Annotated in this window: 11 protein-coding genes; 4 read left to right on the forward strand and 7 right to left on the reverse strand. The window is 60.8% G+C overall.

What is annotated here, in order from left to right:
* Window positions 1-25: 25 nt before the first annotated feature.
* The 3 genes from asnB to BM399_RS05700 form a co-directional block, all read right to left on the reverse strand.
* Entirely contained in the window at window positions 26-2,065 is a 2,040-nt protein-coding gene (gene asnB, locus BM399_RS05690) for an asparagine synthase (glutamine-hydrolyzing) (RefSeq protein WP_092866405.1), read from the reverse strand.
* A gap of 345 nt (window positions 2,066-2,410) precedes the next feature.
* Window positions 2,411-2,662, reverse strand: a complete 252-nt coding sequence (locus BM399_RS21080; RefSeq protein ID WP_092865353.1) for a hypothetical protein — start codon at window positions 2,660-2,662, stop codon at window positions 2,411-2,413.
* Between the two features lie 179 nt (window positions 2,663-2,841).
* Window positions 2,842-3,687 carry an AAA family ATPase gene (locus BM399_RS05700; protein WP_092865355.1) on the reverse strand — a complete coding sequence of 282 codons (846 nt, stop codon included), beginning with the start codon at window positions 3,685-3,687 and terminating at the stop codon, window positions 2,842-2,844.
* 612 nt (window positions 3,688-4,299) lie between these two features.
* On the opposite strand from BM399_RS05700, the gene dksA reads away from it, so the two are divergent.
* Window positions 4,300-4,737 (forward strand): RNA polymerase-binding protein DksA, encoded by a 438-nt coding sequence (gene dksA, locus BM399_RS21345; protein ID WP_244531134.1) that lies wholly within the window; start codon window positions 4,300-4,302, stop codon window positions 4,735-4,737.
* A 114-nt stretch (window positions 4,738-4,851) separates the two neighbouring features.
* Window positions 4,852-5,127: a hypothetical protein gene (locus BM399_RS05710; protein ID WP_092865359.1), complete on the forward strand. Its 276-nt coding sequence runs from the start codon at window positions 4,852-4,854 to the stop codon at window positions 5,125-5,127.
* A gap of 6 nt (window positions 5,128-5,133) precedes the next feature.
* On the opposite strand, the gene BM399_RS05715 is transcribed toward BM399_RS05710, so the two are convergent.
* A complete protein-coding gene (locus BM399_RS05715) occupies window positions 5,134-5,523 on the reverse strand; it encodes a flagellar biosynthetic protein FliO (RefSeq protein ID WP_092865361.1) in 390 nt (129 codons plus the stop codon).
* Window positions 5,524-5,688: 165 nt separating this feature from the next.
* Between BM399_RS05715 and BM399_RS05720 the strand changes: the two genes are divergently transcribed.
* Window positions 5,689-8,301 (forward strand): hybrid sensor histidine kinase/response regulator, encoded by a 2,613-nt coding sequence (locus BM399_RS05720; RefSeq protein WP_092865364.1) that lies wholly within the window; start codon window positions 5,689-5,691, stop codon window positions 8,299-8,301.
* Between the two features lie 256 nt (window positions 8,302-8,557).
* Here BM399_RS05720 and fae read toward each other — a convergent pair whose 3' ends face one another.
* From fae to BM399_RS05735, 3 genes are all read right to left on the reverse strand, one after another.
* Window positions 8,558-9,130 carry a formaldehyde-activating enzyme gene (gene fae, locus BM399_RS05725; protein WP_092865367.1) on the reverse strand — a complete coding sequence of 191 codons (573 nt, stop codon included), beginning with the start codon at window positions 9,128-9,130 and terminating at the stop codon, window positions 8,558-8,560.
* Between the two features lie 148 nt (window positions 9,131-9,278).
* Entirely contained in the window at window positions 9,279-9,803 is a 525-nt protein-coding gene (locus BM399_RS05730; protein ID WP_092865369.1) for a hypothetical protein, read from the reverse strand.
* 200 nt (window positions 9,804-10,003) lie between these two features.
* Window positions 10,004-10,549, reverse strand: a complete 546-nt coding sequence (locus BM399_RS05735; RefSeq protein ID WP_143111337.1) for a hypothetical protein — start codon at window positions 10,547-10,549, stop codon at window positions 10,004-10,006.
* A 214-nt stretch (window positions 10,550-10,763) separates the two neighbouring features.
* On the opposite strand from BM399_RS05735, the gene recA reads away from it, so the two are divergent.
* Complete coding sequence (gene recA, locus BM399_RS05740) at window positions 10,764-11,900, forward strand: recombinase RecA (protein ID WP_092865374.1); 1,137 nt, start codon at window positions 10,764-10,766, stop codon at window positions 11,898-11,900.
* The last annotated feature ends 167 nt before the right edge of the window (window positions 11,901-12,067 follow it).

The following is a 12,067-nucleotide window of genomic DNA, read 5'->3' on the forward strand; positions in this document are numbered from 1 at the left end:
CGGAACATTCACTTCCCGAGACGTGTCAGCTCGCGAGGGCTGGCACGCTCTCGGCGAAGTCGAGATCGCGGGGCTCAGTGGTTGGGACACCTGCGATCGTCCGCCAGCCCGGAAGATTGGCGAGCGTCGGGTCGATGTAGGTGTGGTGCCAGAGCTGCGTTGCGAGCACCGCAACGAGGCCAAGCTCGGCGGAGCTGCGTTGATAACCCCAGGGCGACAGCTCCTGATATTTCCCGCGCCACTCGCGCACAGCTTCAGGATCGAAATATCCGGCCTTCTTGATCGAGGCATCGCTCAAGAGTTCGTCGACGTATGGCAGCCGCTGCTGCAGGAAGAAGCCGTCGAGCGGCGCGCGGAACATGCCTTTCGGCCGCCACGCGATCTCTTTCGGCAGCCATTTTTCGGCGACGCGGCGAAGCAGATACTTCTCGGTGAGGCCCTTGAACTTCCACTTCGGATCGATGGCGGCAAGGAAATCGAAGACATTGTTGTCGAGGAACGGATAGCGCATCTCGACGGACTGGCTCATGGCGATGCGATCGCCCTTGAGACTCAGAAGCTGTCCGGGCAGATGGATTTTTCCGGCCCAGTAGACGCCGCGATTGACCGGATCCCAGGTCTTCGCGCGCGATATGTCGGGCTCGATTGCCGCGTAGGGATCGTGGTTGCCCAATTTGGCGAGCATGCTCTGGCTGTAGAAACGGGAACGCGACGCTCCGAGAAGACTGTAGAATCGCTGGAACGCGTGCATGCCGCCTGACGACTCTGCGTTGCGGACGAAATAAGCGATGGTCTCATCGTTGCAGCCGAGCCAGCGGTATAAGAATTTCTCGGCGAGGGACGACGCGACGCCTCCCGACGCTTTGCCCATCCAATCGAAGACGCGATCGAACTTGTACCAAGGGTAGCCGGCGAGCCATTCGTCGGAGCCTTCGCCCGTCAGCGCGACTTTGAAACCCTTTTCGTGCACCTTGCCGGCGAGCATCATCAGCGAGGTGCAGGACGTGTCCGTCACGGGAGCTTCTGTGGCGACGAGCAATTTCTGGTAGTTCGCGACGATGTCGTCCGATCCGCAAGGCACGATGTAGGGATCGGCGGAAAGGTGCTTCGAGATGATTGCCGCCTGCTCGGTTTCGTCGAGCTTCGGGTCGCGGATCTTGACGGTGAATGTTGCCGGTGCGGCGCCGAGAATATCCTTCGCCATCGCGACGACGGTGCTCGAGTCGACGCCGCCCGAGAGGTAGGAGGCGACGGGAACGTCAGCGCGCAGCCGCCGCTTCACAGCCTCGTAGAGAACGCTTTCGAATTCATCGACGAGTTTCTTCTCGTTCTGTCCGCGTGCCTCTTGGCCCGCAGCAGGGAAATCCATTTCCCAATAGGTGCGCTCGCTGATCGTTGCGTCTTCGCCGCTGCGGCCGCGCGAGATCGTCAAGAATTTGCCCGGAGGCAGAATGTTGATGCCTTCGAAGCAGCTGAACGGTCCCGGCACAGCCAAGAAATTAAAGACCGCATCGACGCCGCGCCGGTCGGGTTTCGGCTCGACCATTCCGGTCGCGAGGATCGTCTTGATTTCGGAACCGAAGATCAGCCAGTCGCTGCCGAACCGTGTCGTGCGTGTCCAGAAGAGAGGGCAGATGCCGAAGCGGTCGCGCGCTAGGATGAATTTCTGCTTGCGCTCATCGGCGAGGGCAACGGCGAACTGGCCGTTGAGCTTAGCGAACATGTCTTCTGCGAACTCTTCCCACATGTGCGGGAAAATTTCGGTATCGCAGTGCGTCTTCAAAACGTGGCCGCGGGTTCTCAGATCCTGGCGCCAATCGTCGTGATCGAAAATCTCGCCGTTGAAGATCGCCGTGATCTGCTTGTCTTCGTTGAAGACGGGCTGCTGGCCGTCGGCGAGGCCGACGATGCTGAGACGGCGGGAAGCAAATCCAAATCCGGGACGCTGCAGGTAGCCGTCTTCGTCGGGGCCGCGATGCACCATCGCGTCGGCTGCGCGTTTCAAAACGGACAGCGGAACGGAGCGCCTGCCCTTAAGGTCGATTATTCCGAAAATGCCACACATAGGAATTATCCAACGGTTCTCGCACGGCCGTCCGGGCTGCTGACGAGGGATGAAAAGTGCGACGCCGTCCCGCTCCGCCGGATGCGGAGACGCGGCCGCTTCTGCGACTGCGCCAATCGTAATGGATTGGCCTCCCAAAACCTATATGGCCACAAGGGCTCGCAATGGTGGTTACCGTTCGCGACAAATACGCGCGTCGCACGGCATTTTCGATAATTGGATCCTTCAGAAAGCGGCTGGATCGCTGCATTGCGTCAGCCGCGTAACGTTGCCTTGAATGACTTGCGTATTCATCCATTTTGCCTAGTCGCTCGCGGGGTGGTGCTGCCCGCGAGCGATTGCGCATTACGGATTAGGCTTGGCGGGCTCGGTCGCCTTGTCGGCGGCAGCCTTCGCATCGGCGGCGGCTTTATCGGCTGCGGCCTTGGCGTCTTCTGCAGTCTTTTCGGCAGCCGCCTTCGTGTCAGCAGCGGCTTTGTCAGCAGCAGCCTTCGCTTCGGTCGCAGCCTTGTCGGCCTCGGCTTTTTCCTTGGAATTGTCGCAGGCAATAAGTCCGAGAGCACTAATCACACTCAAGGCGACGAGAACTTTCCTCATTTTGACTTCTCCCTTTCATGCGCTTCCATTTTTTTATAGCAAGCATTTGCGTGCTGCGCATTCATTGGGGCGCAACCGGAAAGAGAAATCAAGGCAATAGAAAAGGTCGTGAATCCTGCGTTAAGGGCGAACTCTCAGTGTGAGGGGTAATTGAAGTTAAGCGTTCGGCTGCCGTTAATCTACTCGTTGCGGCGGCGCGTCATGAACGCAAGGCGTTCCAGGAGATGAGTATCCTGCTCATTCTTGATCAAGGCGCCGGCGAGCGGCGGAACGAGCTTTCTCGGATCTTTCTCGTTCAGTAACGCAGGGTCGATGTCCTCATGCAAGAGGAGCTTCAACCAGTCGAGAAGCTCAGATGTAGAAGGCTTTTTCTTCAGGCCCGGAACGTCGCGAAGTTCGTAGAAAACCCGCAAGGCGTCGCTGACGAGACGGTTTTTCAGGCCCGGGAAATGCACATCAACGATCCGGCGCATCGTCTCGGCGTCGGGGAACTTGATGAAATGAAAGAAGCAGCGGCGGAGAAATGCGTCCGGCAGCTCTTTCTCGTTGTTCGAGGTGATGAGCACTACGGGACGCGTCTTGGCCTTGATCGTCTCGCCCGTCTCGTAGACGAAGAATTCCATGCGATCGAGTTCTTGCAGAAGATCGTTGGGGAATTCGATGTCGGCCTTGTCGATTTCGTCGATCAGCAGCACACTGCGTTTCGGCGCTTCGAATGCGTCCCACAGCTTGCCGCGTTTGATATAGTTGGCGATATTCTTGACGCGCTCATCGCCGAGCTGACCATCTCGCAATCGCGAAACGGCATCATATTCGTAAAGGCCTTGCTGCGCTTTCGTCGTCGATTTGATGTGCCACTCGATCAACGGGGCATCGAGGGCCTTCGCGACCTCAGTCGCGAGGACCGATTTACCCGTGCCGGGCTCGCCCTTGATGAGGAGCGGCCGCTCAAGCCGGATCGCGGCGTTGACCGCGATCTTGAGGTCGGGCGTGGCGACGTAGGAGGAGGTGCCTTCGAAGTTCATGAGGGTGTGTAGGGGGCCTGAGAAGCGGGGGGCAAGGTGACTGAAGCGCACTCCTCGGCAAGGATCTGTTAAAGGCTGCGAGCTGAGGAATTCGTCGCTTCAGTATAAGTGTCTGTAATTGTTGAAGTAAAGCTATATCTGTCAAATTTAGTACGGCTTCGTAGCGAGCTTGACTCGGAGGGCCTCACCCATAGATAAGGGGCGGCCGAAAGAGGCCGAGTCAGGGTCGACTTTTTTTTGGCGGAGGACTATCGGCTCGAGCGAACGCAGCCTCTGGAGAGGCGGACGATGAGCAAGGCAACCGGAACGAAGACGGCGAAGCCTAAGACGGTCGCCAAGAAGCCCGTTGCGAAAGCCGGGCCCCCGTCGAAGAATGACAAAATTTTAGCGAGCGCTGGAAAGGCGGCTCAGGCTAAAAAGCCCGATACGTCAAAGGCCAAAGCGGCAAAGACCGCTGCTAAAGTGACACAGACCAAGGTTCCGACGGGGATCACCGCTCCGCCCGTTAGTAAGCCGGCGCCGCCGAAGCCGAGCCAGGCGAGTGCGCCTGCACGAACATTGGCTGCCGCAAAGCCGGCAGCGGCGAAAAAGTCAGAGGGTACAAGCACCAAGATGGCTGCACGTGTTAAGATTGCAGATATCGTTCTCCCGCCGGGCTACAAGCCTTCGGAGAATGAGCCTTTCATGAATGACATGCACAAGGCTTATTTCCGTAAGCGCCTGCTCGAATGGAAGGATGAGATCCTTCGTCAGACACGAGAGACGCTGGCGATTTTGCATGAGGATTCCACTCAGCACGCGGACCTTGCCGATCGCGCCACGTCGGAGACGGATCGGGCCACGGAGCTCAGGACGCGCGATCGCCAACGCAAGCTCATTTCCAAGATCGAAGCGGCGCTGGGCCGGATCGAGGACGGCTCGTATGGCTATTGCGAGGATACCGGCGAGCCGATCGGCCTGAAGCGCCTCGATGCGCGCCCGATCGCAACGCTGTCGGTCGAAGCTCAGGAGCGTCACGAGCGGCGCGAGAAGGTCTATCGCGAGGAATAAGGCCGGCGACCGGCTGAGCCGTATCGAAAGCGGACGATCCTTCACGGCTCGTTAAAGGTTTCGGCTCACATTCAATCTCGTCATGCCGTGCAGGCGTCTGGATGAGGTTGCGTCGTGAGCGCTCGTATCACTTTCGTGTTGTCCGCTGTTATCGCGGCCGCGACAGGCGGCCTTCCGCATTTCAATCGCGCAGAGGCCGAGCCCTTGAAAGTTCCCGTTGCGGCTCACCCGTTGCGCGTCGCCAATCCGGGCAGCTGGAAGATATCGACAGCTAGTCTCGTTACCAACGGCGCCAAGGCGGTCAGCGGTCCGGTCGCAAGCGAAACGCGGCGGCTCGATCTCAGCAAGCTCACGATGGCCGATTTCGGCGACGTCGAGCAGTCGCGCTAATTGAAATTAAAGTTTGGGCGGCGGAGCGGAGTGATCCGCGGGTTCCGGGCTGCGGTTGAAAAACGGTGTCCGGCGCACGGGCGCCGCCACCGCTTCGCTCGGCGCTTCGGTTGCCGGACGCCCGCTAGATGAATTGATTCCCGACTCGATGACGAGATCGACGGGGCCACCAATCATTACCAAATGCTCGACGTCATCCCGCCGGATGAGCACGAGTTTACGGCGGCTATCGACGCTGGCTTGATCTACAACGTCAAGGCGGCGCTCCCCTTTCTGCCGAAACAAAAAGGCCGACGGCGCAGTTCCTGTAAGGTAGGCGCGGACGAACACGGCCGCTCCCGCGCAGAGGAGGGCGATAACGGCCAGCAAGAACGTCCAAAAAACGTAGGTTTCCATTTCTGCCTCGCCGCCGGGTTACCGGTTGTGCCGATATCTTTCGAACTTCAAGGCTTCGATAGCCCCGAGTTGACTGCATGTTAACTCTCTTAAGCGAAGTCTTATGCAAGCGAAAAGCGCCGCACCGTTGCGGCACAGTTGCAGTTGCGTTTGAGTTCCATGTCCATGCCCCAGTCCGACGTCTCGATTTTCGAGAATCAGCTAGATTCTCTGTCCATGAAGGATCGCGAGGCGTTGAGGATCGATGCCGCCCCGATCGATCCGCTGAACTCAGCGGAAGGGTTCGGCGGTTTCCTCCCTATTATCATTGTCGCCGCTGCGGGTGGCTCAGTTTTGTTCGGGCTGCTGGCGAGTGGCTCGGGCGAGCCGTTGCTTTTGACGGTCATCGCGCTTTTGGCGATGTTCGGCGTTTTCATGCTTTTCGGCATCGCGGCCGGGCATATCAGGCTCGGGGCACGCGCGACGCCCTCTGACTTCCTCAAGGCTGCGATCGACGCTCACGACGAGCCGCACATCATCGCCAATCCCGACGGCACGGTTCTTTACGCGAACGCTGCCGTCGAGCGCATTCTCGGACGACATGAGGCGGGGCCCTTTTCGGCGCTTGAGACTTTGCTCACGGGCGATGCGGAGGGAACGCAGGCCTATTTCCAGCTGACGCGGGCAGCGGAGCGGGGCGAGGCGCGGCGCGAAGATGTTCGACTGCGCCCGAGCGTTGCGGGCCGCCCGTCTTGGGTTCGCATCAGCGTGCGTCCGTTCGCGACGTCCGATCAATCATCCGAGGATGTCTCGCCGCGTCAACGACTGGTCTCGTGGCAGATTACCGATGTTTCGAGCGAAAAGAGCCGCGAGGCTCAGCGCATCGAGAAACTCGAGGCTTCTCTCGCGGCGTTCGACGCCATGCCGGCCGGTTTCATGTGGGTTTCGTCCGTCGGTGGCGCGATCCTTCATGTCAACGCCGCGTTCGAACAGTGGCTCGGCTATCCGGCGGGCGCGTTGCGCGTGCGCAATCTCGGCCTCGCGGAACTCGCGGGCACTGAGGGTCTCCGTCTTCTCAAGCTGATGGCGACCATTCCGGAAGCCGATCAGCGCGTCATCGATCTTGATTTGACCCGGCAGGACGGCCGCATCGTCGCCCTCACGTTGCTCGTCGAGCCGGTCGGCGATCAGTCCGAACTCGGCTTCACGATCACGGCGATCAACCGGCAGACGGCAGGCCTCGTCGATCGCGGACAGCAGGATGTGCGCGCGTCGCAATTCTTCCAATCGGCGCCGTTCGGCATTGCCGCGCTCGATGCGGAAGGCCGGATCGCCAATTGCAACACGGCCTTCATGCGGATGGTTCTCGACGGCAAGCCGGCGCAGGATGTGCTCGCGGCGGAAGCGCTGTGCCGCACCGCGGACCCCGAAGAGCGTCTGCGCATCGAAGCGGGACTTGGCGAAGCTCTCACCGGCCGCGGCAACATTCAGCCGATCGAAATCACGGCCGGCGCACAACGCGAATTCACGCGCCGCATCTACATGTCGCCGCTCGCCGCCGTGCAAGGCGGAGCTGCAGCCGCGCTCTATGTGATGGACGCGACCGAGCAGAAGGTGCTCGAAGGCCGCGTCGCGCAGGCTCAGAAGATGGAAGCGGTCGGCAACCTCGCCGGCGGTATCGCACACGACTTCAACAACGTGCTGACGGCGATCATCGGCTTCTCGGATCTGCTGCTGCAAACGCACCGGCCGAGCGATGCGGCGTATCGGGACATCAAGAACATCCAGTCGGCGGCGAACCGCGCTGCGAGCCTCGTCGCCGGTCTTCTCGGCTTCTCGCGCAAGCAGACGCAGCAGGTGACGGTCGTCGATGTTGGCGACGTGACGTCAGAGATGATGCCCGTGCTCAAAACGCAGGTCGGCGAGAAAATCGATCTGAAGATCCAGGCCGAGCGTGATCTTTGGTACGTGAAGGCCGACAGCAATCAGCTCTATCAAGTCGTCTTGAACCTCGTCCGCAATGCGCGCGATGCCATGCCGAACGGCGGCAAGTTGACGATCAAGACGCGCAACGTGCCTGAGCGCGAAAGCCAGAAGATGAGCGGCGTTCCGGGCTTCACTCCCGGCGAATACGTCGTGATCGAAGTTGCGGACACCGGCACCGGCATGGCGCCGGAGGTGATGGAGAAAATCTTCGAGCCGTTCTTCACCACGAAGGGCGTCGGCAAAGGCACGGGTCTCGGGCTCGCGTCGGTCTACGGCATCGTCAAGCAGTCGGGCGGTTTCATTCAGCCCGAGAGCGAGATCGGCAAGGGCACGACATTCAAGGTGTTCCTGCCGCGTTACTTCGTCGAAGACGGCGAGGACGTCGAAACAGTTCTTCCGCAAACGATCGCCGCCGCCAAGAAGCAGCTTACGGCAACGGATCTTACGGGCACGGGCCGCGTGCTTCTCGTCGAGGACGAACCGGATGTCCGGCACTTCGCAACGCGGGCGCTACGGCGGCAGGGCTATCAGGTGATCGAAGCCGCCGATGGCTTGGAGGCTCTCGAGCTGATGGCCGCCAACGAAGGCGAGATCGACATCGTCGTGTCCGACGTCGTGATGCCGGAGATGGACGGTCCGGCGCTCTTCAAGGAACTCAGGAAGCGCAATCCGTCGATCAAGGTGATCTTCGTCTCGGGTTATCCGAATGAAGCTTTCCGCGAGACGATGGGCTCGGACGATTTCGCATTCCTGCCGAAGCCGTTCTCGCTGCCGCAGCTTGCTGCGAAGGTGAAGGACGAGCTGGCGAAGTAGTTTGTCGCAAAGGAATACCCCTCCCCCTTGCGGGGAGGGTGGCGCGGAGCGCCGGGTGGGGGCCGCCACGCGGGAGCTTTCGATTAGTCTCTGGATTACCCCCACCCCCTCCCCGCAAGGCGGAGGGGAATCGCATCGCGGCTCTGCTTTTTTTGTTTGCGCCCGGCGACTCCCCTCCGGGGAGCCGGCCGCAGCTCTTGTGTGGCGCATCGCGACTCTGCTCCGCAGAGCCGGCCGCGATGCGCGAAGTGAGATTTTAGATCTCGCCCTTCAAGCCGCGCTCGAAGTACTTGTGGATGATCTTGTCCTGGTTCTCGAGCAGCCAATCGATTGAAGGCTGGTAGTTCATCGCTTTATGAATGGCGAGCGAGGTCGCCTTGCGATGGATATCGAACAGTACCTTGTGGTCGAGCTTCTCGATCGTGGCGACGGACGGATGGAGCCATACCGAAACGATGATCCCCAGGTCGTCGACCTTGTCCTTGGGCAGGTCTCCCGAGCGCACGGCATCGAGCACGCCCATCGCGGTCGCGTATTGGACGGTGCCCATCAGGATGCTCGTGTAACGCTCGTTGTCGACGGTCACTTTGCTGACGCAGATCGTCGGCGGGCGAACCATGACGTCGGTGTTCAAGAGCGACAGTACGCGGGTGTGGCCTTTGACCTGATCGCCGAGGAGGGTCGCAAACGCGGTGCCGAACGGCCCGTCCATCTCGCCGATCGCAACCTCGGGCTCAGCCGCCGTTCCCGGGGGGCCGCCTGCAACGAGGGCTTCGCCGACGCGAATGCCGAAACGCCCTGATGCGGGGCGGGAAGTCGAGCTGCTCATTACGTGTTCACCTTGTGCTTCGGATTATCGTTATGGCGCCGGTTTTAGACGCGGGTATCGAGATAACCCAGAGTGCAGGTGGACGCGCCATAAGTTCCAGTTATGGCGCGTCTCGCGGTTTTCAGACGATCGGGGGCTTGTCGCCCCCCTATTTGCAGGGAATTTCGATCAGGCCGTCGGCAGCGGCGGAATATTTGCGGCAGACCTCGGGCTGACCGGCGTCGGCAACTGTCTTCGTTCCGGAGACCGGCTGCTCAGTCGACGAGGTCTTTGCTGGTGCCGGAGCGGCTGTAGTGGATAAAAGATCGCCCTTCTTCGCATCAGAACCCGTGTTGACTGATGCAGTCTGTTGGGCCGCCCGCTTGCTTGCGGCAACCTTCGCGGCCTCGGCCGCCTGCTCTCGACGTAAAGCCGCGAGGCGCGCCCGCTTTGCCGCGGCTGCGGCGGCCGCGCGCTCGGCGCGCAGTTCCTCGAGCTGCTGCTCGCGCGCCCTTTCAAACGCATGAAAGCGATGTTCGTGACTTGCGCAATGCGGATGCTCGTGCGCGGGCTGGCGTCCTTGATTGCGGAAGAACGAGCTCGCGTAGAACGTGCCCATTCCAGCGGCTTCGGCCTCTGATACGAAGGCACTGGCGGCGACCAGTGCGGCGACGAGCGTTGCGATCTTGAGCACGGAGGTAACTCCTTGGCTTAGGTTGAGGAGATTATTGCGCGGGGAGGGATGCGCCGCTGTTTCGAGCGGAACAGGCGTGCAGCGGAGCGCAACGACGCGGCATGGCGAGCTTGACGGGACTTCCAAAAAAGTTTTGCGGCTCGCTCGGCCGGCTGACGCCGATGAGCGAACCGCGAATGTTCTCCGGTTGGTGATGGCGGTTAGTGGCAGGGCGTCTCGATCAGGCTGTCGGTCGCGGCCGAATACCTGCGGCAGGTTTGGTCTGCGGCGACGGTATCGGTGCCCGGCGTCGTCGAAGACGCTTCGACGTTGTCAGGCGATGTTTTCTCGGCCGTCGTTATCTTGGCGGTATTGTCGGTCGCCGGCTGATCATTGTCAGCCGAAGGCAGGCGATCGCCTTTCTTCAGGATTGGCTTGTCGGCCTCGGGCGTCACCGGTGAGGTCGTCTCGGCCGCTGCAATCTGAGCGGCTTTCTGCTGCTGAAGCGCCAGCTGACGGGCGCGCTCGCGCTTGGCGGCCGCGGCTGCTGCCGCACGCTCTCTCGCAGCGATCATCTGACGACGGGCACGTTCGCGTTCATAGGCTTGTTCGCGGCGACGTTCTTCGGCGGCATGGGCGAGCATGCTGGCCGCTGCCATGCCGCCGAAGAAGAAACCGAGGCGGCGGCCAGGGCCGGCTTGGGCGGCCGACGTGAACGAGCTGGCGAGGACGGCGACTGAGATCAGCACGGCGGAAATCTTGAACACGGGAGCCTCCTTGGCTTGAACATGCACAGGAGATTGCACCCAGGCGACAAGTGGCGCTGTTTCGCCGGTTACAGTTGTAGCGTTAGTAGCGCTTGAGGTTTCGCGTTCGCGCGGAATGAGAACAAAACGAGATTGACAGATTCGGAACAAATCAAGTACACACATCCTTAATTGATGGCGTAGGGCGCTTGCCATAGGGATTGAGGGTGACACGATGGAACGGCCGGATTGGACTGTGCTCGAAGGGGGCAAAATGGATAAGAAGCAGGCGCTAGAGCAGGCACTCGCGCAGATCGACAAGGCCTTTGGCAAAGGGTCGATCATGCGGCTCGGCGCCCATGACAAGCTCGACATCGAGGCGATCTCCACGGGATCGCTCGGTCTCGATATTGCGCTCGGCATCGGCGGGTTGCCGAAGGGACGCATCATTGAGATCTATGGACCTGAATCTTCAGGCAAGACGACGCTGGCTTTGCAGGTCGTTGCGGAAGCTCAGAAGAAGGGCGGCATTTGCGCGTTCGTCGATGCTGAACACGCGATCGATCCGGGCTACGCGAAGAAGCTCGGCGTCAAGGTCGAGGAGCTCTTGATTTCGCAGCCCGATACCGGCGAGCAGGCGTTGGAAATCGCCGATACGCTCGTGCGCTCGGGCGCGGTCGACGTGCTTGTCGTTGATTCGGTTGCGGCGCTGACGCCGAAGGCCGAGCTCGAAGGCGAGATGGGCGACAGCCTTCCAGGTCTTCAGGCGCGCCTGATGAGCCAGGCACTGCGCAAGCTGACGGGTTCGATCTCGAAGTCGAACACGATGGTGATCTTCATCAACCAGATCCGCATGAAGATCGGCGTCATGTTCGGCAATCCGGAAACGACGACGGGCGGCAATGCGCTGAAGTTCTATGCTTCCGTTCGTCTCGATATTCGCCGTATCGGGCAGATCAAGGAACGCGAGGAAACGGTCGGCAACCAGACCCGCGTCAAGGTCGTCAAGAACAAGGTCGCACCGCCCTTCAAGCAGGTCGAGTTCGACATCATGTATGGCGAAGGCATCTCGAAGGTCGGCGAGTTGATCGATCTCGGCGTCAAGGCCGGGCTCGTCGAGAAGTCGGGCGCGTGGCTGTCCTATAACGGCGACCGTATCGGCCAGGGCCGCGAGAACGCGAAGACCTACCTCAAGGAAAATCCGAAGGCGGCGGCCGAGCTGGAGCGGGCTATCCGCGCCAATGCCGGGCTCATCGTCGAGAAGATGCTTGCCGATCCGGGTGTTGGTGAGGACGACGGGGAAGAGCCGGACGAGGACGGGGTTCTCCCGGACGAAGATTCGGGGAAGAAGGTCGCCAAGGCGAAGCGCTAAGGCGGTCACGATCCGCTGCTTCCGGCCAAGGATGCCTACCGGCGAACCGATCCCCGGATCAGCCCGAGGATCGGACGCCCGATGGGGTTTGGCTGGCGGGATTTGACGGGCGCCGGGCGTTCTGAAAATGCCGCGGCACGCGGCATTCCGTCCGCTATCGCCTTTTC

The organism is Hyphomicrobium facile, assembly GCF_900116175.1.
Taxonomy (GTDB): Bacteria; Pseudomonadota; Alphaproteobacteria; order Rhizobiales; family Hyphomicrobiaceae; genus Hyphomicrobium_B; species Hyphomicrobium_B facile.